Raw genomic sequence first — 22,300 nt, 5'->3', positions numbered from 1 at the left:
GATCCGGCTTGGGCTTGGATCAGGCGTGGATTGCGCCGCTGTTGCAGGCAAGCGCCGCCTCGCGCACGGCCTCGGAATAGGTCGGATGGGCGTGGCAGGTGCGCGCGAGATCCTCGGCGGCAGCGCCGAATTCCATCGCGACGCAGATCTCATGGATCAGGTCACCGGCCATCGGGCCGATGATATGCGCGCCCAGAATACGGTCGGTCTCCTTGTCGGCGAGGATCTTCACGAAACCCTCGGCGGCGAAGTTCGCCTTGGCGCGTCCGTTCCCCATGAAGCTGAACTTGCCGACCTTGTAGGCGCGGCCCGCGGATTTCAGCGTTTCCTCGGTTTCGCCGACACTCGCAACCTCGGGCGTGGTGTAGACGACGGCCGGAATGACACCATAGTTCACATGGCCTGCCTGACCGGCAAGGATTTCGGCCACGGCCATGCCTTCATCCTCGGCCTTGTGGGCCAGCATCGGCCCCTCGACCACGTCGCCGATGGCATAGATACCCTTGATGCTGGTCGCGTAATGGCGGTCGATCCTGATCTGCCCGCGCTGCGTCAGTTCCAGGCCGAGCGCGTCGAGCCCAAGCCCCTGGGTGAAGGGACGGCGCCCGGTCGCGACCAGCACGACCTCGGCCTCGACCTGATGGTCGCTCTCGTCCTTGCGGGTCTTGTAATGGACGGTCGCCTTGCCGCCCTTTTTCTCCACCGACTGAACCGCGGCACCGGTCAGGATGTTCAGTCCCTGTTTCTTCAGGATCTTCTCGAAGTTCTTCGCCACCTCGCCGTCGAGGCCCGGGGTGATGCCGTCCAGATACTCGATCACCGTGACATCGGCGCCCAGCCGTTTGTAGACGGACCCGAGCTCGAGCCCGATCACGCCACCGCCGATGACCACCATGGATTTGGGGATGTTCGGCAGGGCAAGCGCGCCGGTCGAGGTGACGACCGTCTGCTCGTCGATCTCGACCCCCGGCAGGGCAGAGGGTTCGGACCCGCTCGCGATCACGATTGCCTTGGCGCCATGAACCTCTTCGCCGACCTTGACCTGACCCGCCGCGGGGATCGAGGCCCAGCCCTTGATCCAGTCGACCTTGTTCTTCTTGAAGAGGAACTCGATGCCCTTGGTGTTCTGGCCGATCACATCGTCCTTGTAGGCGAGCATCTGCGTCCAGTCGACGGTGGGCGTCTTGGCCTTCAGCCCCATCTTGGCGAAGTTATGTTCCGCCTCATGAAGCTGTTCAGTCGCATGCAGCAGCGCCTTGGAGGGGATGCAGCCTACATTGAGGCAGGTGCCGCCAAGACTGTCGCGCCCCTCAACCACGGCGGTCTTGAGGCCAAGCTGTGCGGCGCGGATCGCGCAGACATAGCCGCCAGGGCCGGCGCCGATGACGATGAGGTCGTAATTTGCCATTTGGGCCTCCTTATGGCCGGTCGTCGGGCCGCGTCAGATCAACGCGGCGAGGATCATGATAAGCGTGGCGCTGAAACCAACGCCCCAGATGACAGAGCGCCACGGCACCCAGCCCAACGCATAGGCGGGGATGTAGAGCACGCGCGCCGCCAGATAGATCCAGGCCAGCGCGGCGGTCAGCCCGCCCGACTGGCCCGAAAGCGTGACGACGACAACCGCGATGGTAAAAAAGGCCAACGCCTCGAAATGGTTGTTGAGCGCGCGTTGCAGCCGGCCGACCCGGGGCGGCATCGGCGGCGGTGGCGTATCGCGCGGGCTGGCGTTGTAGCCGAGCCCGGTCACCTTCGTGGCGGCCGCCCCGAACAGCAGGATCTGAACCGCTTGCAGCAGCGCAGCCAGGGCGAGGACAGTCAGTTCAGGGGTCATCGTGTGCTCCGAATGGTGCGTTGGGTGCGGCAGAGGTGCCGCACCCGTTCCATCAGATATCCATCAGCAGGCGACGGGGATCTTCCAGCGCCTCTTTCACACGGACAAGGAAAGTCACCGCGCCCTTGCCGTCCACGATGCGGTGGTCATAGCTCAGCGCCAGATACATCATCGGACGGATCACGATCTGACCGTTCACCACCACGGGGCGTTCCTGGATCTTGTGCATCCCCAGAATACCCGATTGCGGCGGGTTCAGGATCGGCGAGGACATGAGCGAGCCATAGACCCCGCCATTCGAGATGGTAAAGCTGCCCCCCTGCATCTCGGCCATCGACAGCTTGCCGTCCCGGGCGCGCAGGCCCAGTTCGCCGATCTTTTTCTCGATCGCGGCAAAGCCCATCTGATCGGCATCGCGCACCACCGGCACCACAAGACCGGTCGGCGTGCCGACGGCCACGCCCATATGGACGTAGTTCTTGTAGATGATGTCGGTGCCGTCGATTTCCGCGTTGACCTCGGGCACTTCCTTGAGCGCGTGGCAGCAGGCCTTCACGAAGAAGGACATGAAGCCCATCTTGACGCCGTGTTTCTTTTCGAACTGGTCCTTGTAGGTGTTGCGCAGTTCCATGATGCCCGACATGTCGACCTCGTTATAGGTCGTCAGCATCGCGGCGGTGTTCTGCGCATCCTTGAGGCGGCGGGCGATGGTCTGGCGCAGGCGGGTCATCTTGACCCGCTCTTCGCGTGCGGCGTCATCGGCCGGGACGGGCGCGCGCGGGGCCGAGGATGCCGCAGCCGGGGCCGATGCAGCGGCGAGCGCCTTTTGCACGTCTTCCTTCATGATCCGGCCATCGCGGCCCGAGCCTGAAACCGCATCGCGCGACAGGTTGTTTTCCGCCATCAGCTTTTTCGCCGAGGGCGCGTCCTCTACATCCTTGCCGGATTTCTGCGGCGCCGGTTCTGCGGCGGCGCTCTCCGACGGTTTCGCCGGGGCCGATGCACCCGCGCCGGAAATCACCGCGAGCTTTGCCGAAGCCTCGACCGTGGTGCCTTCGGGGGCGAGGATTTCCGAAAGGATGCCTGCCGCAGGCGACGGCACCTCGACCGAGACCTTGTCGGTTTCCAGTTCGCACAGCATCTCGTCCTGCGCGACGGGGTCGCCGACCTTCTTGAACCAGGTCGAGACGGTCGCCTCGGTCACGCTTTCGCCCAAGGTGGGGACCATCACGTCGGCCGGTGCGGCCTCCTCGCTGGCCGGGGCCGCATCGGCCCCTTTCTTCAGTGCAGGCTCTTCCGGGCCGGCGTTCCCCTCATCGGCGATCTGCGCGAGCAGGGCGTCCACGCCAACTGTCTCACCTTCCTGCGCGACGATCTCGACCAGTTTGCCGGCGACGGGCGAAGGCACCTCTACCGTCACCTTGTCGGTTTCAAGCTCGCACAGCATCTCATCCACCGCGACATGGTCGCCGGGCTTCTTGAACCAGGTTGCGACCGTCGCTTCGGTGACGCTTTCGCCCAGGGTGGGGACGCGGACTTCTGTGGCCATGATTTTATCCTTCGATCGTAAGCGCTTCGTTCACAAGCGCCGTTTGCTGTGCTTTGTGCTGGCTGGCGAGACCCGTCGCGGGCGAGGCCGAGGCCGCGCGGCCGACATAACGGGGCCGTTGGGACTTCGCGCCGATGCGGCCCAGCACCCATTCCAGGTTCGGTTCCACGAAGGTCCAGGCGCCCTGGTTCTTGGGCTCTTCCTGACACCAGATCACCTCGGCGCCCTTGAACCGTTCCAGTTCCTTCACCAGGCTGAGCGCCGGGAACGGGTAGAACTGTTCCAGCCGCAGCAGATAGATGTCGTCGATCCCGCGGGCGTCGCGTTCTTCGAGCAGGTCATAATACACCTTGCCCGAGCAGATCACGACGCGCCTGATCTTGTCATCCGCCGCCAGTTGCGTGTCGCTGTTGCCCTTTTCGGCATCGTCCCACAGGACGCGGTGGAAACTCGACCCGGTGGTGAAATCCTCGGCCGCCGAGATGGCCAGCTTGTGGCGCAAAAGCGACTTGGGCGTCATCAGGACCAGCGGTTTGCGGAAGCTGCGGTGGATCTGGCGGCGCAGGATGTGGAAGTAGTTGGCCGGGGTGGTGCAGTTCGCGACGATCCAGTTGTCCTGCGCGGACATCTGCAGGAAGCGTTCCAGACGCGCGGAAGAATGTTCCGGCCCCTGACCCTCGAACCCGTGCGGCAGCAGCATCACAAGGCCCGACATGCGGAGCCACTTCGACTCGCCCGAAGATATGAACTGGTCGAACATGATCTGCGCGCCGTTGGCAAAATCGCCGAACTGCGCCTCCCACATCACCAGCGCGTTGGGTTCCGACAGCGAATAGCCATACTCAAAGCCCAGCACCGCATATTCCGAGAGCATCGAGTCGATGACCTCATAGCGCGACTGCCCCGCCCGGATGTTGTTGAGCGGGTAGTAGCGTTCTTCGGACTTCTGGTCGATGAAGGCCGAATGGCGCTGGCTGAACGTCCCGCGGGTGGAATCCTGCCCCGAAAGGCGGACCGGATAGCCCTCGGTCACCAGACTGCCAAAGGCAAGCGCCTCGGCCGTGGCCCAGTCGAAGCCCTTGCCGGTCTTGAACATCTCGGCCTTGGATTCCAGCTGGCGCGACACCGTGCGGTGGATGTCGAACCCTTCGGGCACGCGGGTCAGTGCGGCGCCGACCTCGGCCATGGTCTCGGCCGAAATTGCGGTCTGGCCACGGTCTTCACCCTCGCGGGTCAGATGCGCCCAGCGTCCGTCCAGCCAGTCGGCCTTGTTCGGCTTGTAATCCTTGCCGGCCTCGAACTCCTCGTTCAGATGGGCCTGGAACGCGGCCTTCATGTCCTCGATCTCGCCTTCGGGGATCAGGCCATCGGCCACCAGCCGTTCGGTGTAGAGCTGCAGCGTCGTCTTGTGGCGCTTGATGCGCGTGTACATGTCGGGCTGCGTGAACATCGGTTCATCGCCCTCGTTGTGCCCGAAGCGGCGGTAGCAGAAGATATCGATCACGACATCCTTGCCAAACCGCTGACGGAACTCGGTCGCGACCTTGGCGGCATGAACCACCGCTTCCGGATCGTCACCGTTCACATGGAAGATCGGCGCCTCGACCATGAGCGCAATGTCGGTCGGGTAGGGCGAGGACCGGCTGAAATGCGGCGCCGTGGTAAAGCCGATCTGGTTGTTCACGACGATATGGATCGTGCCACCGGTCCGATGCCCCCGCAGGCCCGAGAGGCCAAAGCATTCGGCCACGACACCCTGACCGGCAAAGGCCGCATCGCCGTGCAGCAGCACCGGAAGCACCGCGCGGCGTTCCGCATCGGACAACTGGTCCTGCTTGGCGCGGGCCTTGCCCAGAACGACCGGGTTCACCGCCTCAAGGTGCGACGGGTTCGCGGTCAGCGACAGGTGGACGGTGTTGCCATCGAATTCCCGGTCGCTGGAGGCGCCGAGGTGGTATTTCACGTCGCCCGAGCCATCCACGTCCTCGGGCTTGAAGCTGCCGCCCTGGAATTCGTTGAAGATCGCGCGATAAGGCTTGCTCATCACATTCGCGAGGATGTTGAGCCGCCCGCGATGGGGCATCCCGATCACGATGTCCTTCACACCCAGCGCGCCGCCGCGCTTGATGATCTGTTCCATCGCGGGGATCAGCGCCTCGCCGCCATCAAGGCCAAAGCGCTTGGTGCCCATGTATTTGACGTGGAGGAATTTCTCGAACCCCTCGGCCTCGACCAGCTTGTTCAGGATCGCGCGGCGACCCTGCTTGGTGAAGGTGATTTCCTTGCCATAGCCCTCGATCCGCTCTTTCAGCCAGGCGGATTGTTCCGGGTCGGAGATATGCATGTACTGCAGCGCGAAGGTGCCGCAATAGGTCCGCTTGAGCACATCGACGATCTGCCGCATCGAGGCGACCTGAAGGCCCAGCACATTGTCGATGAAGATCGGCCGGTCCATGTCGGCATCGGTGAAGCCGTAGGATTTCGGGTCAAGCTCCGGATGGGGGGTCTGGTCGCGCATCCCGAGCGGATCGAGATCGGCCACCAGATGCCCGCGGATGCGGTAGGCGCGGATGATCATCAGCGCGCGAATGGAATCGAGCACGGCGCGCTGCACCTGGGCGTCGGTGATCTCCACGCCCTTTTCCTGCGCTTTTGCCCGGATCTTGTCGCCGGCGCCCTTGGCCTCTTTGGCCGGGGCGGCCGGCCATTCGCCGGTCAGCGCGGCGGTCAGGTCGTCGGCGGGTTGCGGCGGCCAGTCGTTCCGCCCCCAGGACGGGCCTGCCGCGTTCGTTCTTGCGTCCCCGTCGCTGTCGCCAAGCGCACGGAAGAACTCCGCCCAGCTTTCGTCGACCGAGGTCGGATCGCTCGCGTAGCGGGCATGGAGCTGGTCGATGTAATCCGCGTTGTGCCCCTGCAGGAAGCTGGAGGCACGGAAGGCGTCGTTGGAGGACTGGTCGGTCATTGTCGCACCTGAATGTGGGTCTCGGCGCCGCCATCGTGACGGCGCGGAGTGAAGATTTACTTGCCGATGGCTTTCAGCACGGCCTCGCCCAGCCCGGCGGGGCTGTCGGCCACGATGATGCCTGCGGATTTCATGGCTTCGATCTTGTCTTCGGCGCCGCCCTTGCCGCCGGCGACGATCGCCCCGGCATGGCCCATCCGGCGGCCCGGAGGAGCGGTGCGCCCGGCGATGAAGCCCGCAACCGGTTTCTTGCGGCCGCGCTTGGCTTCGTCCTTGAGGAACTGCGCCGCTTCTTCCTCGGCCGCGCCGCCGATTTCGCCGATCATGATGATCGCCTGCGTCTCGTCGTCGCCAAGGAACCACTCGAGCACGTCAAGATGTTCGGTACCCTTGATCGGGTCGCCGCCAATCCCCACGCAGGTGGATTGCCCAAGGCCAACGTCAGACGTCTGTTTCACAGCCTCATACGTAAGCGTGCCCGAGCGCGAGACAACACCGACGCTGCCGCGGCGGTGAATATGGCCCGGCATGATGCCGATCTTGCAGGCATCCGGGGTGATCACGCCGGGGCAGTTCGGGCCGATCAGCGTGGATTTGGAGTTCACGAGCGCGCGCTTGACCTTCATCATGTCGAGCACCGGAATGCCCTCGGTGATGCAGACGATCAGCTCCATCTCGGCGTCGATCGCCTCCAGGATCGAGTCCGCCGCGAACGGGGGCGGCACGTAGATCACAGTTGCGTCCGCGTCGGTCTTTGCCTTGGCCTCATGGACCGAGTTGAAGACCGGCAGGTTCAGGTGGGTCGAGCCGCCCTTGCCCGGCGTCACGCCCCCGACCATTTTGGTGCCATAGGCGATGGCCTGTTCGGAATGGAAGGTCCCCTGGCTTCCGGTGAAGCCCTGGCAGATAACCTTGGTATTTTCGTTTACGAGTACGGCCATGTCAGCCCCTTTCTCTGACCGGCAACACGACGATGAACGCGCCTCGTGTGATCCCGGTGTATGCACTGCCTTCAATTGCGATCCACATCGGCTTGCCGTCGATCACCGCCGCCCAGAGCGCCTCAGGCTCGCCTCTGCGCCCTTCCAGAGGGATCTCGAGCGTAGTATCGGATGGCAGGAATGCCTGCACGGCCGCCTTTGCTTCCTGAACCGTGAGGCGGTTCAGCGACACGGCGCACCCATGATGGGACCCTTGGGTCGCAGTGATTCCGACAAAAATCCGATTGCGTTCAGTGAACCAGTGAAAACGCCCATCGGTCCCCTCACCGCGAAAGCCTGCTTCCTCGACCGCCGCGCGGGCCGCGCGGAAGTCCGGGATATGGGTGGCGCAGATCTGCACCACCTCCATGGCCCGCGCCACAAGGGCAGGGTCCGCGGCCCGTGCCTGCCAGGGCAGGAAAAGACCGGCAATCGCTGCGAAAAGGACCGGGGCCCGTTTCATCCCTTGACGGCCTTCACGATTTTCTCGGCCGCATCCGACAGGTTGTCTGCGGCGATCACGTTCAGACCAGAATTCTGGATGATCTCCTTGCCCAGTTCCACGTTCGTGCCTTCAAGCCGCACGACCAGCGGGACCTTCAGGCCGACTTCCTTGACTGCGGCCAGCACGCCCTCGGCGATGATGTCGCAGCGCATGATGCCGCCGAAGATGTTGACCAGGATGCCTTTGACGTTCGGGTCCGAGGTGATGATCTTGAACGCCTCGGTCACCTTCTCCTTGGTGGCGCCGCCGCCGACGTCGAGAAAGTTCGCCGGTTCAGCACCGTAAAGCTTGATGATGTCCATCGTCGCCATGGCAAGGCCCGCGCCGTTCACCATGCAGCCGATTTCACCGTCCAGCGCGATGTAGTTCAGGTCGAACTTGGAGGCGGCGAGTTCCTTGGGGTCTTCCTCGGTCTCGTCGCGCAGGCTCAGGATGTCCGGCTGGCGGTAGAGCGCGTTGGAATCGAATCCCATTTTCGCATCGAGGCATTTGAGGTCGCCGTCGGTCGTGACGATCAGCGGGTTGATCTCCAGCATCTCGGCGTCTTTTTCGACGAAGAGCTTGTAGAGCCGGTTGATCAGATCAACGCATTGCTTGACCTGCTTGCCCTCAAGTCCCAGCGAAAAGGCGACGCGGCGGCCATGATAGCCCTGGATGCCCGCGGCGGGATCGACGCTGAACGACACGATCTTGTCCGGCGTGTGGGCCGCGACTTCCTCGATGTCCATGCCGCCTTCGGTCGAGACGACGAACGAAATGCGGCTGGTCGAACGGTCGACGAGCAGCGCGAGGTAAAGTTCGCGCGCGATGTCCGAGCCGTCCTCGATATAGATCCGGTTGACCTGCTTGCCGACCGGGCCGGTCTGATGGGTCACCAGGGTGCGGCCAAGCATCTGATGGGTCAGTTCGGCGGCTTCCTCGACCGATTTGGCAAGGCGGACACCGCCTTTTTCACCGGCCTCGGGTTCCTTGAAATGACCCTTGCCGCGGCCACCGGCGTGGATCTGCGACTTGACGACCCAAAGCGGCCCGTCGAGCTCGCCTGCGGCGGTCTTCGCCTCCTCTGCCCGAAGTACGACGCGCCCATCGGACACGGGTACGCCATAGCTGCGAAGCAGAGCTTTCGCCTGGTATTCATGAATGTTCATGAAAATGTCCCATCTTGCTGCGATTTGGCGTTGCTCATTACACAGACGCCAAGGTTTTCAAACGGAATTCGCAGCAAGACGGGGTTTTCGGCAGAAAATAGCCGGCTTTGTGATCACACTATTTCGGCGTGTGATCACAAAGGATTTGGGGCATCACGCAAGCGACGGATCGATTCCCTTGCAGGCCTCGACAAGGCCCTTCACCGCGTCGACGGATTTGTCGAACATCGCCTGCTCTTCCTTGTTGAGCTTGATGTCCACGACCCGCTCGATCCCGTTGGCGCCGATGATGGTCGGAACGCCCACATAAAGACCGTTCAGCCCGAAAGCACCGTCCACATAGGCCGCGCAGGGCAGAAGGCGCTTCTGATCCTTCAGATAGCTTTCGGCCATCTCGATCGCGCTCGTCGCCGGCGCATAGAAGGCCGAGCCGGTCTTCAGCAGGCCAACGATTTCCGCTCCGCCGTCGCGGGTACGCTGCACGATTGCGTCGAGCTTGTCCTGCGTGGTCCAGCCCATCGACACGAGATCCGGCAGCGGGATGCCGCCAACGGTCGAATAGCGGACCAGCGGCACCATCGTGTCGCCATGACCGCCGAGCACAAAGCCCGTTACGTCGCGCATCGAGACGTTGAATTCAACCGACAGGAAGTGGCAGAACCGCGCGCTGTCCAGAACGCCGGCCATGCCCACGACCTTTTCATGCGGCAGGCCCGAAAATTCGCGCAGCGCCCAGACCATCGCATCCAGCGGGTTGGTGATGCAGATCACGAACGCATCTGGGGCGTGTTGCTTGATGCCTTCGCCGACCGACTTCATGACCTTGAGGTTGATGCCCAGAAGGTCGTCGCGGCTCATGCCCGGCTTGCGCGGAACGCCTGCGGTGACGATGCAGACATCGGCGCCCGCGATATCGGCATAGTCGTTCGTGCCCTTCATCACCGCGTCAAAGCCCTCGGACGGGCCGCTTTCCGCGATGTCGAGCGCCTTGCCCTGCGGCGTGCCTTCGGCGATGTCGAACAGCACGACGTCGCCAAGTTCCTTGATCGCGGCCAGATGGGCGAGCGTCCCGCCGATCTGACCCGCGCCGATCAGCGCGATCTTGGGTCTGGCCATGGAAGTGGTCTCCGGTTCGTTGATGACGCGTGATGCGTAAGCCCTAAGGGACCATCGCGCAAGGCCGGGCCTTTCTGTTGGCGCAAACATGCGTTAAGCGCCAGAGGATGATGATCGGGGGATGACGATCAGGGGATGATGTTCGACTGGACCTTCTTTGCGCTGGCCATTCCCGCCGTGATCTTCGCGGGCGTGTCCAAGGCGGGCTTTGCCTCGGGCGCGGCCTTTGCGGCGACGCCGCTTCTGGCGCTGGTGCTCTCGCCCGGCGAGGCGCTGGGGCTGATGCTCCCCTTGCTCATGGTGATGGATGTGACGGCGCTGCGACCCTACTGGGGCAAGTGGCACTGGCCGAGCGCGCGGGCCCTGATCCTCGGCTCGCTTCCCGGGCTGGCGCTGGGGGCGCTCATCTACCATCTGGCCGACCCCGACTTTTTCCGGCTGCTCATCGGGGTCGTCGCGATCTCGTTCGTGCTGTGGCAGGTCGCGCGGCGCGCGGGCTGGATCGCGATCCGACCACGCCCGCTTGGCCCCGGCGTCGGGCTGGCCGCGGGCGCCGTGGCTGGCTTTACCAGTTTCGTGAGCCATGCGGGCGGCCCACCGGCCGCGATCTATCTGCTGGCGCAGGGACTCGGCAAAACCGCCTTTCAGGCAACCACGGTGATCGTGTTCTGGGCAATCAATCTGCTGAAATTCATCCCCTTTCTGTTTCTGGGCATCTTTACGCGCGATACGGCGGTCGGGGTCGCGATGCTGGCGCCCTTCGCCATTCTGGGCGCGGTTCTGGGGGTGCGCGCCCATCATCTGGTGCCGGAACGGGTCTTTTTCGGGCTGACCTATGTGCTTTTGTCGATGACAGGCGCCAAGCTGATATGGGACGCGTTGACATAAGGGCGCCAGCCCCGGCCGCTGCTGACAAGACAGGTCCGGCCCTCACGCGTCACGGTAATCGTCCAGCCGCCATGCGCGCCCCCGTGAAGCTCCCACAGCCCGTCATCGACTTCGCGCGCGGCAACCGGATATTCGCTGTAATGCCCGGCGAGCAGCGCCAGCACCCGGTCGCGCAGGCCGCAGCCGGCGCTGGCGGACGCAGGGAGAACCATGAGAAACATCAGGATGAGGACACGCATGTCGCCCAATAGCGTTGGTAAATGGAAATAAATGGTTAACGACAGGACGCCCTTCAGGACGATCTTCGCTGCGATGCGGAAAAAGATCGCTTGCCAAATCCCTCTCAACCGCAAATCGTTGCGCAATAAAGTTACGCGGAGGAATCATGGCTGAGGATGCGCGCCCGTTTCGCTCGGTGCTCTACATTCCGGCATCCAATCCACGGGCCATGGAAAAGGCGCGGGATCTGCCTGCGGATGCCATCATCTTCGATCTTGAGGACGCCGTTGCCGCCGAGGCCAAGGTCGAGGCACGGCAGAACCTTGTCGCTGCGCTGACGCTTGGCGGCTATGGCGGGCGGGTCTGCATCGCGCGGGTGAACGGGCTCGACACCGAATGGGGGCGCGATGACCTTACCGCCCTTGCCGGTGTGCCCGTGGATGGCGTCCTTTTGCCAAAGGTGGGCGATACCGCTGTTCTGGATCAGGCGGCCGACATCCTGCCCGATATCCCCCTTTGGGCGATGATGGAGACGCCTGCCGGCATCCGCAATGCCGGGGCCATCGCGGGGCATCGCCGGATGGCGGGATTCGTGCTGGGCACCAACGATCTGGCCAAGGACCTGCGCTGCCACCCGGGCGCCGATCGTCTGCCACTGATGACCAGCCTTCAGCTTTGCCTGCTTGCGGCGCGCGAGGCGGGCATCCTCTGTATCGACGGCGTCTACAATGCCTTCCGGGATGAAGACGGGCTGCGCCACGAGACGATGCAGGGCCGCGATCTCGGCTTTGACGGCAAGACGCTGATCCATCCGGCCCAGATCGCCGTGGCGAACGAAGTCTTTGCCCCGTCGCCAGAGGAGGTCGAGCTTGCGCGCCGCCAGATCGCTGCCTGGGAGGCTGCGCAGGCAGAAGGTCGCGGGGTCGCTGTTGTGGATGGCAGGATCGTCGAAAATCTGCATATCGTGACGGCGCGGCAGACCCTTTCGCGCGCCGCCGCGATATTCGGAGAGTGACCGAACATGATCTGGCTCATCCTGGGCATTGCACTTTTCGTCGGAGCGCATTTTTTCAAACGGATCGCTCCGGACCAACGGGCCGCATGGGGCAACGCGGGCAAGGGCGCGGTCGCCCTCGCCATCCTCGCCGGCCTGATCCTGATGATCGTGGGCTATCTGCGGGCGGCGCATGTGAACGTGTGGTTTCCCCCGACATGGACCGTCCATCTCAACAACCTTCTGATGCTGATCGCGGTTCTGCTGCTTGGCGCGGGCCATTCCAAAAGCCGGCTGCGCGCAAGGCTGCGCCATCCGATGCTCAGCGCGGTTTCGGTCTGGTCGGTCGCGCATCTGCTGGTCAATGGCGATCTCGCCTCGATCATCCTGTTCGGAAGCCTCGGGCTCTGGGCGGTGGCGTCGATCGTGATCGTCAACCGCAGCGAACCTGCCCCCGCCTCCTATGCCGGCGGAACCGTCGCCGGCGATATCCGCCTTGGCCTCATCACGCTGGCCGTCTTTGCTGCCATCGCCGGCATCCACATCGCGCTTGGCGTCTGGCCTTTTCCGGGAAGATGAAATGAAAGCCTATCGACTGTTGACCGAGGATGACACCTCTGCCTTCTGCCACAAGGTGACGGACGCACTGAACAAGGGGTGGGAGCTTTACGGCAGCCCCGCCTATGCCTTTGACCAGACGACCGGCCGGATGCGCTGCGCGCAGGCCGTGGTGAAGGAGGCGCCCGGCGACTATCATCCGGACGTAAAGCTCGGGTCGCTTTGATGAAGACGGGCGCGGGCCGGTTCTTCGAGGATTACCGCCTGGGCGAAACCCTCGTCCATGCGGTGCCGCGCACCCTGACGGACGGGGAAAGGGCGCTCTACCACGCGCTTTACCCGGCGCGTCACGCGGTCTTTTCCTCGGATGAATTCGCCCGCGCCTGCGGAATGTCCTCGTCCCCGCTGGATGACCTGATCGTCTTTCACACGGTTTTCGGCAAGACCGTCCCCGACATCTCGCTGAACGCGGTGGCGAACCTTGGCTATGCCGAGGGGCGCTGGCTGCGGCCGGTCTGGCCCGGCGATACGCTGACCGCCACCTCGCAGGTCATCGGCCTGCGCGAAACCTCCAACCGGACCGCCGGCGTGGTCTGGGTCCGGACCGAGGGGCGAAACCAGCGCGACGAACCCGTGCTGAGCTATGTGCGCTGGGTCATGGTGCGCAAGCGGGATGCGGATGCAACCGCCGCCGCGGCGACCGTGCCGGACCTTGCCGCAGTCGTGCCATCCGAGGCGCTGGTGGTCCCCGATGGCCTCGATTTCACAGGGTACGACTTTGCCCGCGCGGGTGAGCCCCACGCATGGGAGGACTATGTTCCCGGCGAGAGGATCGACCACCGGGATGCCGTCACGGTCGAAGAGGCCGAACATATGCTCGCCACCCGGCTGTGGCAGAACACGGCGCGGGTGCACTTCGATGTGACCCAGCGGCAGGATGGACGGCGGCTCATCTATGGCGGGCATGTGCTGTCGCTGGCGCGCACCCTGTCCTTCAATGGGCTGGCGAATGCGCAGATGGTGGTGGGGCTGAACGGCGGCAGCCATGCAAACCCCTGCTTTGCCGGCGATACCGTCCGCGCCTGGTCAGAGGTTCTGGACAAGGCCGAAACCGCGGTTCCGTCGGTGGGGGCGTTGCGCCTGCGGCTGGTGGCGACGCGGGGCGAGCCCTTCCTGCTGCGCGATGCGGCAGGGAAATACCTGCCCGAGGTGCTGCTGGAGCTTGATTACTGGGCACTCCTGCCGCGGCGCGGCTGAAACAGGCCGACTTTGCCTGGCGCGAATCAATTTTACGCGACACGGCCTTCCGCTGATTCGCCCAACGTGTTTTAATGACGGCATAATAAACCCCGGAGGGACAAATGAAACACTCCATGCTCGCGCTCGCCCTTGCGGCGGGTGCTTTTGGCAGTTCGGCACAGGCACAGCAACTCAGCTTTTCGGGCGGGGCCACCCTGACCTCGAACTACATTTCCGACGGCATCACCCAGACGCAGGGTGATCCGGCGTTCCAGCCGTGGATCGAGGTTGAATCGAACGGCTTTTATGGCGGCCTCTGGTTCTCGAACGTGGATTTCGCCGATAGCCGCGATCGTCTCGAAACCGACCTTTACTTCGGTTATCGCGGCGAAACGATGGGCGGGCTCAGCTATGATCTTGGCTATGCGCGCTACTTCTACAATCGCAGCGGCGACGCGGGGGGTGAGTTCCTCGTCTCGCTCGGCGCCGACATGGCGGATGGCTTCAGCCTCGGCACCGATCTGGCCTATGATCCGGATGAACAGGATCTGACCGCCAGCATCGGCCTTGGCTTCACCTCGTTCCAGGGGATCAGCGTCTCTGGCGAGGTCGGTCGCAGCCAGCCCAACAGCAACAACTTCTGGAACGTCGGCGTCGGCTACGACATCACGGACTATCTCGGCGTCGATCTGCGCTATCACGACACGAACACCACGGCCGGGATCGTGAATCTTTCGGGTACGGTAACGTTCGACCTTCTGCGCTGAGGCGAAAATTTGTGATCACGGGCCGAAAATCCGTGATCACATCCTGCGGTTTTTGTGGTCGCAAAGCGAAATTTTCTCGTTTTTCAGTTTCGCAAGCGAATGTGCGGGCGTGACTCGGCTGCGAAAACCGCTATTGATAGCCCCGAACAAGCGAGCCCGTGCCACCCGGCGGGCGTGCCAGACGAAAGGGGAACATGCCAATGGCAGATGTCAATCGGGGCAATCGCCCGCTCTCTCCCTTCATGATCGGGCCTTATTACCGCCCTCAGATCACTTCGGTCCTCTCTATCATGCACCGCATCACCGGCGCGGGGCTTGTGCTTGCGGCCGTGCTGCTGGTCTGGTGGCTGGCGGCGGCAGCGATCTCGCCTGCGGCCTTTGCGCGGGCGGACTGGGTGCTGACCTCCTGGATCGGGACGCTGGTGCTGACAGGCTCGCTCTGGGCGCTGTGGTTTCACGCGCTGAACGGTGTCCGCCACCTCGTCTGGGACACTGGCCGCGGGATCGAGATGAAGGCGGTCACGAATTCCGGCTGGGCGGTCGTCGCGCTCTCGGTCGTGTTCACCATCATCACCCTTATCATCGTCTGAGGCAGGATCATGGCATACAAGACCGATTACGCACGGGTTCATGGCCTCGGTTCCGCACATGAAGGCGTCGGCCATTGGTGGGTGCAGCGCCTGACCTCGGTGGCGCTGATCCCGCTGACGCTGCTCTTTCTCTTTCCGTTCGCCCGCGCGCTGGGGCAGGGACATGAGGCGGTTCTGGCACTTTACGGCAACTGGTGGCACGCGCTGGTGGCGGTGGCCTTCCTGATCGTGGGCTTTCATCATCTGATGTCGGGCCTGCAGGTCGTGATCGAGGATTACGTTCCGTCCAAGCCGCTGCGCACGACGCTTCTGGTTCTCAACACCCTGACGAATTGGGCGCTTGGCGCGGCGGGCGTGTTCGCCGTCGCAAAGATCGCATTCAGCGCCTGAAGGAAATGACTATGGCAGCTTACGAATACGAGACGCATCAATATGACGTCGTAGTGGTGGGCGCAGGGGGCTCGGGCCTCCGGGCGACACTGGGGATGGCAGAGCAGGGCCTGCGCACCGCCTGCGTCACCAAGGTTTTCCCGACCCGCAGCCACACGGTCGCAGCGCAGGGCGGGATCGCCGCCAGCCTGTCCAACATGGGCCCCGACCACTGGCAGTGGCACATGTACGATACCGTCAAGGGCTCTGACTGGCTGGGCGACACCGACGCCATGGAATACTTGGCGCGCGAAGCCCCCAAGGCCGTCTATGAGCTTGAACATTACGGCGTGCCGTTCAGCCGCACCGAAGAGGGCAAGATCTATCAGCGCCCGTTCGGCGGGCATACGACCGAATTCGGCGAAGGCCCGCCCGTGCAGCGCACCTGCGCCGTGGCAGACCGCACCGGCCATGCGATCCTGCACACGCTTTATGGCCAGAGCGTCAAGAACAACGCTGAATTCTATATCGAGTATTTCGCGACCGACCTCATCATGTCCGAGGACGGCGTCTGTCAGGGCGTGATGGCCTGGAACCTCGCCGATGGCACGCTGCATCTTTTCAGCGCCAAGATGGTGGTTCTGGCGACGGGCGGCTATGGCCGGGCCTATTTCAGCGCGACCTCGGCCCATACCTGCACCGGCGATGGCAACGGGATGATCGCCCGGGCTGGCCTTCCGCTTCAGGATATGGAGTTCGTGCAGTTCCACCCGACCGGCATCTATGGCGCTGGCTGCCTGATCACCGAGGGCGCGCGGGGCGAGGGTGGATACCTCACCAACTCCGAGGGCGAGCGGTTCATGGAACGTTACGCCCCCACCTACAAGGACCTTGCGAGCCGTGATGTGGTCAGTCGCTGCATGACGATGGAGATCCGCGAAGGGCGCGGCGTCGGCCCCAACAAGGATCACATCCATCTGCACCTGAACCACCTGCCGCCCGAGGCGCTGCACCTGCGGCTGCCGGGCATCTCGGAATCCGCCCGCATCTTTGCCGGCGTCGACGTGACGAAAGAGCCGATCCCGGTTCTGCCGACGGTTCACTACAACATGGGCGGTATTCCGACCAACTATTGGGGTGAGGTTCTGAACCCCACCGCGGACAACCCCGACGCCGTCGCGCCTGGCCTGATGGCCGTGGGGGAGGCTGCCTGCGCAAGCGTGCATGGCGCCAACCGTCTCGGCTCCAACAGCCTGATCGACCTTGTTGTCTTTGGGCGCGCGGCCGCGATCCGGGCGGGCCAGGTCGTCGATGCCGATGCGCCGAACCCGACCCCGAACAAGGCGAGTGTGGACAAGGCGCTGGCGCGGTTCGACGGGTTCCGCCATGCAAAGGGTACGGTTCCCACGGCGGAACTGCGTCTCGAAATGCAGCGCACCATGCAATCCGACGCGGCCGTCTTCCGCACCGACAAGACCCTTGCCGAGGGTTGCGTCAAGATGGATGCGGTGGCGCGCAAGATCGACGACATTCACGTCACCGACCGCAGCCTGATCTGGAACAGCGACCTGATGGAGACGCTGGAACTCGACAACCTGATGCCGAATGCGCTGGCGACCATCGTCGCCGCCGAGGCGCGCAAGGAAAGCCGTGGCGCCCATGCGCATGAGGATTATCCCGACCGCGATGACGTGAACTGGCGCAAGCACAGTCTTGCCTGGGTCGAGGGGCCAAAGGTCACGCTCGACTATCGTCCGGTCAAGCTCGACCCTCTGACCACCGAGGCCGAGGGTGGCATCGACCTGAAAAAGATAGCGCCCAAGGCGCGGGTCTACTGAGGAGGCGACGATGGTCCAACTGACCCTGCCCAAGAACTCCAGGATCCGGACGGGCAAGACCTGGCCCAAACCCGAAGGCGCCACGAACCTGCGCACCTTCCGGATCTATCGCTGGAACCCCGATGACGGCGAGAACCCGCGCGTCGATACCTATTTCGTGGACATGGACACCTGCGGTCCGATGATTCTGGACGCGCTGATCAAGATCAAGAACGAGATCGACCCGACCCTGACCTTCCGCCGCTCCTGCCGCGAGGGGATCTGCGGGTCCTGCGCAATGAATATCGACGGGATCAACACGCTCGCCTGCATCTACGGCATGGATGAGGTGAAGGGCGATGTGCGTATCTATCCCTTGCCGCATATGCCGGTGATCAAGGACCTGATCCCTGATCTGACGCATTTCTACGCCCAGCACGCCAGCATCATGCCCTGGCTGGAGACCAAGACGAACAGCCCTGCCAAGGAATGGAAGCAGTCGATCGAGGACCGGAGCAAGCTCGACGGTCTTTATGAATGCGTCATGTGCGCCTGCTGCTCGACTTCTTGCCCGAGCTACTGGTGGAATGGCGACCGCTATCTCGGCCCGGCGGCGCTGCTGCACGCCTATCGCTGGATCATCGACAGCCGGGACGAATATACGGGCGAGCGACTGGACCAGCTTCATGACCCGTTCAAGCTCTATCGCTGCCACACGATCATGAACTGCGCCAAGACCTGCCCCAAGGGGCTGAACCCGGCCAAGGCGATCGCGGAAATCAAGAAGATGATGGTTGAGCGGGTTCTCTGACCGTCCTCACCTTGAAGAATGATGAAACGCCCCGGAAAAGTCCGGGGCGTTTTCGTTTGCGTGACCTCGCCGCCGCAGGCGGCGCCCGGCCCAACGGGATGAGCGGCGTGAGCCGCGAAGACGGGCGGGAGTGTCCCCGGTTCGGCAGAGAGCGTGCGGGAATGCGGTCCAAAGAAAAAGGGCCGGCGGTTGCCGGCCCTTGGTAGCTGTCTTTGCGTGGCTACGCGGTTACTCGCGGTTGCCGAGGAATTGCAGCAGGAACATGAAGAGGTTGAGGAAGTCGAGGTAGAGACGCAGCGCGCCCATGATCGCCGACTTGCCCAGCCAGTCCTGGTCCGCGTGGGCGGCGTGCTGGATATATTCCGTCTTGATCGCCTGCGTGTCATAGGCGGTGAGACCCGCAAAGATCAGCACGCCGATGACCGAGATCGCGAACATCAGCGCGGGCGAGCCGAGGAAGATGTTGACGATCATCGCGACGATCAGGCCGATCAGGCCCATCATCAGGAAGGTGCCCATGCCCGACAGGTCGCGCTTGGTCGTGTAGCCGTAGAGGCTCAGCCCCGCGAAGGAGATCGCGGTGATCAGGAAGGTCTGCGCGATCGAGATGCCGGTGTAGACCGCAAAGATGTAGCTGATCGACAGCCCCATCAGGGCGGCAAAGCCGTAAAAGACCGCCTGAGCCGCCGCGACCGACAGCCGGTTGATCATGGCGCCGAACGCAAAGACCACGATCAGCGGCGCGAACATCACCACCCAACGCAGCGGCGACCCGAAGATCTGCGCCAGCAGCGCCTCGTTCGTGCCAACGGTATAGGCCACGCCGCCGGTGACGAGCATCCCCAGCGACATGAGGCCGTAGACCTTGTTCATATGGGCGCGAAGACCCTCATCGATCTGCGCCGTCCGGACGCCGCCAACGCGGGCCGTATCGAATTGTGCCATCAAAGCCTCCATTTCGTTCCCAAAATGGCGACCCCAGCACGGGGGCGCCCTTTGGCAGGAATATCGGCAATAACCGGCTCGTTTTCAAGGAAAACCGGTCTGAAATCGACGCGATGACGGTCGCTTCCGGACCTGCCCACCCCCTCCCTGCAGGATCGCCGCTATTTGCGGACCCAATGGGCAGGCACGTTCCACGCGGGGCGCTTCAGCTCACGCTCCACCTCGCGGCGCGTCAGACCGATATCGGCCAGCGCGCGATCGTCCAGCGCGGCAAGCTGCGCCCGCTGGCGGCGAAGTTCCAGCCAGATGGAGAGTTTAGTGAAAAGAGAGTCCCGCCTCCGGGCCGATGGAGGGGCGGGAATGGCGATGCTCTGCATGTTGAAACCTTTCTTTTGGTGATCCGAGTTGCGTGGGGCATCATTTCCGTTGATCTGTATGCCAGAATCATGCTCATACTAAAAATGAATGATTTTTGACTTTCACATCACGGAGCTTGATATGGCGCGTAACCTCGACATGACAGCCCTGCGCTCATTCGTCGCGGTGGCGGATTCTGGTGGCGTGACGCGCGCGGCGGGTTTTCTCAATCTGACGCAGTCGGCCGTGTCGATGCAGATAAAGAGGCTTGAGGATTCGCTCGGCCTCCAGCTTCTGGACCGGACGGGCCGCGGGGTAGGGCTCACCGCGGCGGGCGAACAGCTATTGGGCTATGCGCGGCGGATGCTGTCCCTGAATGACGAGGTGTTTTCGCGCCTCACCCATCAGGCCTATGAGGGTGAAATCATCCTCGGCGTGCCCGCGGATATCGTCTATCCGTCGATCCCGCAGGTGCTGCAGCGGTTCGCCGCCGAATATCCCCGGATGCGCATCCACCTCGTTTCCTCCTATACGCGGCGCCTCAAGGCGCTCTTTGCGCGGGGGGAATGCGACGCGATCCTGACGACCGAGGATTCGGTCGATGCGGGGGGTGAGACCTTGACCGAGTTGCGCCTCAACTGGATCGGCGCCCCGGGCGGCAGCGCGTGGCGCCAGCGCCCGCTTCCCCTGGCGTTCGAGCATAACTGCATCTTCCGGACCAGCGTTCAGCAGGCGCTCGACCGTGCCGGTATCCCTTGGGTCATGGCCGTCGAATCCGATTCAACCCGTTCGGTCGAGGCGAGCGTGAGCGCGGATTTCGCCGTTCACGCGCTGGTCGAGGGGGCCGAACCCCGTTATCTGGAACCGATCCCCCATGGTGGCGCCTTGCCTGACCTGATGACGACGCGCATCAACATGTATGTGTCCGAGGCGCATGGGCAGGTGGTCGCCGCGCTGGCCGGGCTCTTGCGCACGGCCTATGGCTCCCGCCTCTCGGCCCCGTTGACGCAGATCGCGGCTACGAAACCGGCGCAGCTCGCGTCCTGATGACGACCTTGCCGGTGGACTTCCGCTCGCGCAGCAGGGTCAGCCCCTCGACCGTCCGGTCGAGCGGCAGGACATGGCTCAGATGCGGGCGCAAGCGTCCCCGGGCGTACCAGTCCAGCAGTTCGGCAAGGCTGTCGCGCAGGGCGTCCGGTCTGAACCGCATGTAACCGCCCCAGTAAAAGCCCAGCACCGAGACGTTCTTGACCAGAAGGTGATTGGCCGGGATCTTTGGCAGGCTGCCGCTGGCAAAGCCGATGACAAGGATGCGCCCCTCGGGCCGGGTCGCGCGCAGGGCGGTGGCAAAGCCCTCGCCGCCTACGGGGTCATAAACGACATCCGCCCCACCGAGGTCGCGAAGTTTCTGCACCAGGTCCGGGTCGTCGCTGTCAAGAAGATGATGCGCCCCCGCCCGTTCGGCCGCGCCCAGCTTTTCCGCCCCGCGCGCGACCGCGATCACCCGCGCGCCCATGATCGCGCCGATCTCGACCGCCGTGAGGCCGACGCCCCCGGCCGCACCGAGCACCAGCAGCGTTTCCCCCGCTTGCAGCGCCGCGCGGCGGCTGAGTGCGAGGTGGCTTGTGCCATAGGCGATCTGGAATCCCGCAGCCTCTTCAAAGCTCATGGCATCGGGCAGCGGCAGGCAGGAGGATGCGTCAAAGCAGCCATATTCCGCCAGCCCGCCTTGCCCGGCCATGACGGCGACGCGGCTGCCGGGCGTGGGGCCGGTTACGCCCGGTCCCAGCGCCTCAACAGTGCCGGACAGCTCCATCCCCAGGATGAAGGGCGGGGCCGGCGTGTCCTGATAGGTGCCCTCGATCATCAGGAGGTCGGCAAAGTTCAGGCCGCAGGCCTCGATGCGGATCCTCACCTGCCCCGCGCCCGGCGAGGGAAGGGCGACGGTCCGGATTTCGGGTACCGTCTTGTGACCCGACACCAGGATCGCGTTCATGGTGGCGCTGGGGTTGGACAAAGGCACCTCCTTTTGCAATATGTGTCGCAAAATGCAAAACACGCATAGCGGGTGGCAAATTGCGAAAACTGAACCTCAGGTCGTCAGCGCGACGGAACCCGGGAACCGCTGGAAAGTTACGGCAAGATGAACGGTTCAGCCCGTAGAAAATTTTAGGAAAAAATTAACATCCCAGAGCATGTTTGGCACGGAAATTGCATGTATCCTTGCAGGAGAAACCGGCCATTCAAGGTTGAACAGTGGAGACAGTAATGAAACATCCGGTAGATGCCCATGTGGGCAAGCGCATTCGTCACCGGCGCTGGATGGTGGGGATGACGCAGCAGCAGCTGGCCGACGCTGTGGGCATCAAGTTTCAGCAGATCCAGAAATACGAAACCGGCATGAACCGGGTCAGCGCCTCTCGTCTCTGGGACATCGCGAATACGCTGAACGTTCCGATCGCGTTCTTCTTCGAGGGGCTCGAAAAGGAAAACGGCGCAGGCGTGCAGACCACGGATATCATGGCCGACAAAGAGGCGCTGGAACTCGTCCGGTCCTATTACGCCATCCCTGAGGCGCAGCGCCGCAGACTGTTCGACCTTGCCCGCGTCCTGAGCGAGGCCGCCTGACTAAGCCGCCCCCCGGGCGACAGC

The 22,300-nt window shown here is 63.5% G+C and carries 24 protein-coding genes; 12 read left to right on the top strand and 12 right to left on the bottom strand.

What is annotated here, in order from left to right:
* Nucleotides 1–19: 19 nt before the first annotated feature.
* The 8 genes from lpdA to mdh form a co-directional block, all read right to left on the bottom strand.
* The gene (gene lpdA / locus ACFSGJ_RS06055) at nt 20–1,408 is read right to left on the bottom strand and encodes a dihydrolipoyl dehydrogenase (RefSeq protein WP_390260092.1); all 1,389 of its coding nucleotides are present in this window, start codon (nt 1,406–1,408) and stop codon (nt 20–22) included.
* 33 nt (nt 1,409–1,441) lie between these two features.
* Nucleotides 1,442–1,834 carry an MAPEG family protein gene (locus ACFSGJ_RS06050; RefSeq protein ID WP_390260091.1) on the bottom strand — a complete coding sequence of 131 codons (393 nt, stop codon included), beginning with the start codon at nt 1,832–1,834 and terminating at the stop codon, nt 1,442–1,444.
* 52 nt (nt 1,835–1,886) lie between these two features.
* Entirely contained in the window at nt 1,887–3,383 is a 1,497-nt protein-coding gene (gene odhB, locus ACFSGJ_RS06045) for a 2-oxoglutarate dehydrogenase complex dihydrolipoyllysine-residue succinyltransferase (RefSeq protein WP_390260090.1), read from the bottom strand.
* 4 nt (nt 3,384–3,387) lie between these two features.
* Nucleotides 3,388–6,345, bottom strand: a complete 2,958-nt coding sequence (locus ACFSGJ_RS06040) for a 2-oxoglutarate dehydrogenase E1 component (protein ID WP_390260089.1) — start codon at nt 6,343–6,345, stop codon at nt 3,388–3,390.
* 56 nt (nt 6,346–6,401) lie between these two features.
* The gene (gene sucD, locus ACFSGJ_RS06035; RefSeq protein ID WP_390260088.1) at nt 6,402–7,286 is read right to left on the bottom strand and encodes a succinate--CoA ligase subunit alpha; all 885 of its coding nucleotides are present in this window, start codon (nt 7,284–7,286) and stop codon (nt 6,402–6,404) included.
* Between the two features lies 1 nt (nt 7,287).
* A complete protein-coding gene (locus ACFSGJ_RS06030; RefSeq protein ID WP_390260087.1) occupies nt 7,288–7,695 on the bottom strand; it encodes a hypothetical protein in 408 nt (135 codons plus the stop codon).
* A gap of 89 nt (nt 7,696–7,784) precedes the next feature.
* Nucleotides 7,785–8,978 carry an ADP-forming succinate--CoA ligase subunit beta gene (gene sucC / locus ACFSGJ_RS06025; RefSeq protein ID WP_390260086.1) on the bottom strand — a complete coding sequence of 398 codons (1,194 nt, stop codon included), beginning with the start codon at nt 8,976–8,978 and terminating at the stop codon, nt 7,785–7,787.
* A 153-nt stretch (nt 8,979–9,131) separates the two neighbouring features.
* Nucleotides 9,132–10,094 (bottom strand): malate dehydrogenase, encoded by a 963-nt coding sequence (gene mdh / locus ACFSGJ_RS06020; protein ID WP_390260085.1) that lies wholly within the window; start codon nt 10,092–10,094, stop codon nt 9,132–9,134.
* Nucleotides 10,095–10,229: 135 nt separating this feature from the next.
* On the opposite strand from mdh, the gene ACFSGJ_RS06015 reads away from it, so the two are divergent.
* Nucleotides 10,230–10,982: a sulfite exporter TauE/SafE family protein gene (locus ACFSGJ_RS06015; RefSeq protein ID WP_390260084.1), complete on the top strand. Its 753-nt coding sequence runs from the start codon at nt 10,230–10,232 to the stop codon at nt 10,980–10,982.
* Here ACFSGJ_RS06015 and ACFSGJ_RS06010 read toward each other — a convergent pair.
* Nucleotides 10,928–11,347, bottom strand: coding sequence for a hypothetical protein (locus ACFSGJ_RS06010; protein ID WP_390260083.1), 420 nt, complete (start codon nt 11,345–11,347; stop codon nt 10,928–10,930). The two genes, ACFSGJ_RS06015 and ACFSGJ_RS06010, sit on opposite strands and share 55 nt — an antisense overlap.
* Before the next feature lie 20 nt (nt 11,348–11,367).
* Between ACFSGJ_RS06010 and ACFSGJ_RS06005 the strand changes: the two genes are divergently transcribed.
* The 9 genes from ACFSGJ_RS06005 to ACFSGJ_RS05965 all read left to right on the top strand — a co-directional run bounded on the left by ACFSGJ_RS06005 (nt 11,368) and on the right by ACFSGJ_RS05965 (nt 18,346).
* On the top strand, nt 11,368–12,216 hold the full coding sequence (locus ACFSGJ_RS06005) for an HpcH/HpaI aldolase/citrate lyase family protein (protein ID WP_390260082.1): 849 nt from the start codon (nt 11,368–11,370) through the stop codon (nt 12,214–12,216).
* Between the two features lie 6 nt (nt 12,217–12,222).
* Nucleotides 12,223–12,774 (top strand): NnrU family protein, encoded by a 552-nt coding sequence (locus tag ACFSGJ_RS06000; protein ID WP_390260081.1) that lies wholly within the window; start codon nt 12,223–12,225, stop codon nt 12,772–12,774.
* Nucleotide 12,775: 1 nt separating this feature from the next.
* Entirely contained in the window at nt 12,776–12,979 is a 204-nt protein-coding gene (locus ACFSGJ_RS05995) for a DUF1737 domain-containing protein (protein ID WP_390260080.1), read from the top strand.
* Nucleotides 12,979–14,010, top strand: a complete 1,032-nt coding sequence (locus ACFSGJ_RS05990) for a MaoC family dehydratase (protein ID WP_390260079.1) — start codon at nt 12,979–12,981, stop codon at nt 14,008–14,010. The genes ACFSGJ_RS05995 and ACFSGJ_RS05990 overlap by 1 nt, the downstream gene beginning before the upstream one ends.
* 104 nt (nt 14,011–14,114) lie before the next feature.
* Nucleotides 14,115–14,759: a TorF family putative porin gene (locus ACFSGJ_RS05985; protein ID WP_390260078.1), complete on the top strand. Its 645-nt coding sequence runs from the start codon at nt 14,115–14,117 to the stop codon at nt 14,757–14,759.
* Between the two features lie 200 nt (nt 14,760–14,959).
* On the top strand, nt 14,960–15,349 hold the full coding sequence (gene sdhC, locus ACFSGJ_RS05980; protein WP_390260077.1) for a succinate dehydrogenase, cytochrome b556 subunit: 390 nt from the start codon (nt 14,960–14,962) through the stop codon (nt 15,347–15,349).
* Nucleotides 15,350–15,358: 9 nt separating this feature from the next.
* Complete coding sequence (gene sdhD / locus ACFSGJ_RS05975; protein ID WP_390260076.1) at nt 15,359–15,739, top strand: succinate dehydrogenase, hydrophobic membrane anchor protein; 381 nt, start codon at nt 15,359–15,361, stop codon at nt 15,737–15,739.
* 11 nt (nt 15,740–15,750) lie between these two features.
* Nucleotides 15,751–17,556 (top strand): succinate dehydrogenase flavoprotein subunit, encoded by a 1,806-nt coding sequence (gene sdhA, locus ACFSGJ_RS05970; protein ID WP_390260075.1) that lies wholly within the window; start codon nt 15,751–15,753, stop codon nt 17,554–17,556.
* Between the two features lie 10 nt (nt 17,557–17,566).
* Nucleotides 17,567–18,346, top strand: coding sequence for a succinate dehydrogenase iron-sulfur subunit (locus tag ACFSGJ_RS05965; protein WP_390260074.1), 780 nt, complete (start codon nt 17,567–17,569; stop codon nt 18,344–18,346).
* Between the two features lie 228 nt (nt 18,347–18,574).
* Here the strand turns inward: ACFSGJ_RS05965 and ACFSGJ_RS05960 are convergent, their stop codons facing one another.
* Both ACFSGJ_RS05960 and ACFSGJ_RS05955 read right to left on the bottom strand, forming a co-directional pair.
* Complete coding sequence (locus ACFSGJ_RS05960; protein ID WP_390260073.1) at nt 18,575–19,291, bottom strand: Bax inhibitor-1/YccA family protein; 717 nt, start codon at nt 19,289–19,291, stop codon at nt 18,575–18,577.
* 161 nt (nt 19,292–19,452) lie between these two features.
* The gene (locus ACFSGJ_RS05955) at nt 19,453–19,668 is read right to left on the bottom strand and encodes a DUF1127 domain-containing protein (RefSeq protein WP_390260072.1); all 216 of its coding nucleotides are present in this window, start codon (nt 19,666–19,668) and stop codon (nt 19,453–19,455) included.
* A 121-nt stretch (nt 19,669–19,789) separates the two neighbouring features.
* Here ACFSGJ_RS05955 and ACFSGJ_RS05950 point away from each other — a divergent pair, with 121 nt between their 5' ends.
* Nucleotides 19,790–20,695 (top strand): LysR family transcriptional regulator, encoded by a 906-nt coding sequence (locus tag ACFSGJ_RS05950; protein WP_390260071.1) that lies wholly within the window; start codon nt 19,790–19,792, stop codon nt 20,693–20,695.
* Here ACFSGJ_RS05950 and ACFSGJ_RS05945 read toward each other — a convergent pair.
* Nucleotides 20,667–21,644, bottom strand: coding sequence for an NADPH:quinone oxidoreductase family protein (locus ACFSGJ_RS05945; RefSeq protein WP_390260134.1), 978 nt, complete (start codon nt 21,642–21,644; stop codon nt 20,667–20,669). The genes ACFSGJ_RS05950 and ACFSGJ_RS05945 overlap by 29 nt on opposite strands.
* Nucleotides 21,645–21,916: 272 nt before the next feature.
* Between ACFSGJ_RS05945 and ACFSGJ_RS05940 the strand changes: the two genes are divergently transcribed.
* A complete protein-coding gene (locus tag ACFSGJ_RS05940) occupies nt 21,917–22,276 on the top strand; it encodes a helix-turn-helix domain-containing protein (protein ID WP_390260070.1) in 360 nt (119 codons plus the stop codon).
* Nucleotides 22,277–22,300: the final 24 nt, after the last annotated feature.

The organism is Halodurantibacterium flavum, assembly GCF_042681825.1.
GTDB lineage: Bacteria > Pseudomonadota > Alphaproteobacteria > Rhodobacterales > Rhodobacteraceae > Halodurantibacterium > Halodurantibacterium flavum.
This window is presented reverse-complemented; position numbering and strand designations above follow the sequence as displayed.

What these genes read in the sequence shown, in the direction of transcription:
- lpdA (WP_390260092.1), bottom strand. Translation starts at nt 1,408, where the DNA reads ATGGCAAATTACGACCTCATCGTCATCGGCGCCGGCCCTGGCGGCTAT.
- ACFSGJ_RS06050 (WP_390260091.1), bottom strand. Translation starts at nt 1,834, where the DNA reads ATGACCCCTGAACTGACTGTCCTCGCCCTGGCTGCGCTGCTGCAAGCG.
- odhB (WP_390260090.1), bottom strand. Translation starts at nt 3,383, where the DNA reads ATGGCCACAGAAGTCCGCGTCCCCACCCTGGGCGAAAGCGTCACCGAA.
- ACFSGJ_RS06040 (WP_390260089.1), bottom strand. Translation starts at nt 6,345, where the DNA reads ATGACCGACCAGTCCTCCAACGACGCCTTCCGTGCCTCCAGCTTCCTG.
- sucD (WP_390260088.1), bottom strand. Translation starts at nt 7,286, where the DNA reads ATGGCCGTACTCGTAAACGAAAATACCAAGGTTATCTGCCAGGGCTTC.
- ACFSGJ_RS06030 (WP_390260087.1), bottom strand. Translation starts at nt 7,695, where the DNA reads ATGGAGGTGGTGCAGATCTGCGCCACCCATATCCCGGACTTCCGCGCG.
- sucC (WP_390260086.1), bottom strand. Translation starts at nt 8,978, where the DNA reads ATGAACATTCATGAATACCAGGCGAAAGCTCTGCTTCGCAGCTATGGC.
- mdh (WP_390260085.1), bottom strand. Translation starts at nt 10,094, where the DNA reads ATGGCCAGACCCAAGATCGCGCTGATCGGCGCGGGTCAGATCGGCGGG.
- ACFSGJ_RS06015 (WP_390260084.1), top strand. Translation starts at nt 10,230, where the DNA reads ATGATGTTCGACTGGACCTTCTTTGCGCTGGCCATTCCCGCCGTGATC.
- ACFSGJ_RS06005 (WP_390260082.1), top strand. Translation starts at nt 11,368, where the DNA reads ATGGCTGAGGATGCGCGCCCGTTTCGCTCGGTGCTCTACATTCCGGCA.
- ACFSGJ_RS06000 (WP_390260081.1), top strand. Translation starts at nt 12,223, where the DNA reads ATGATCTGGCTCATCCTGGGCATTGCACTTTTCGTCGGAGCGCATTTT.
- ACFSGJ_RS05995 (WP_390260080.1), top strand. Translation starts at nt 12,776, where the DNA reads ATGAAAGCCTATCGACTGTTGACCGAGGATGACACCTCTGCCTTCTGC.
- ACFSGJ_RS05990 (WP_390260079.1), top strand. Translation starts at nt 12,979, where the DNA reads ATGAAGACGGGCGCGGGCCGGTTCTTCGAGGATTACCGCCTGGGCGAA.
- ACFSGJ_RS05985 (WP_390260078.1), top strand. Translation starts at nt 14,115, where the DNA reads ATGAAACACTCCATGCTCGCGCTCGCCCTTGCGGCGGGTGCTTTTGGC.
- sdhC (WP_390260077.1), top strand. Translation starts at nt 14,960, where the DNA reads ATGGCAGATGTCAATCGGGGCAATCGCCCGCTCTCTCCCTTCATGATC.
- sdhD (WP_390260076.1), top strand. Translation starts at nt 15,359, where the DNA reads ATGGCATACAAGACCGATTACGCACGGGTTCATGGCCTCGGTTCCGCA.
- sdhA (WP_390260075.1), top strand. Translation starts at nt 15,751, where the DNA reads ATGGCAGCTTACGAATACGAGACGCATCAATATGACGTCGTAGTGGTG.
- ACFSGJ_RS05965 (WP_390260074.1), top strand. Translation starts at nt 17,567, where the DNA reads ATGGTCCAACTGACCCTGCCCAAGAACTCCAGGATCCGGACGGGCAAG.
- ACFSGJ_RS05960 (WP_390260073.1), bottom strand. Translation starts at nt 19,291, where the DNA reads ATGGCACAATTCGATACGGCCCGCGTTGGCGGCGTCCGGACGGCGCAG.
- ACFSGJ_RS05955 (WP_390260072.1), bottom strand. Translation starts at nt 19,668, where the DNA reads ATGCAGAGCATCGCCATTCCCGCCCCTCCATCGGCCCGGAGGCGGGAC.
- ACFSGJ_RS05950 (WP_390260071.1), top strand. Translation starts at nt 19,790, where the DNA reads ATGGCGCGTAACCTCGACATGACAGCCCTGCGCTCATTCGTCGCGGTG.
- ACFSGJ_RS05945 (WP_390260134.1), bottom strand. Translation starts at nt 21,644, where the DNA reads ATGAACGCGATCCTGGTGTCGGGTCACAAGACGGTACCCGAAATCCGG.
- ACFSGJ_RS05940 (WP_390260070.1), top strand. Translation starts at nt 21,917, where the DNA reads ATGAAACATCCGGTAGATGCCCATGTGGGCAAGCGCATTCGTCACCGG.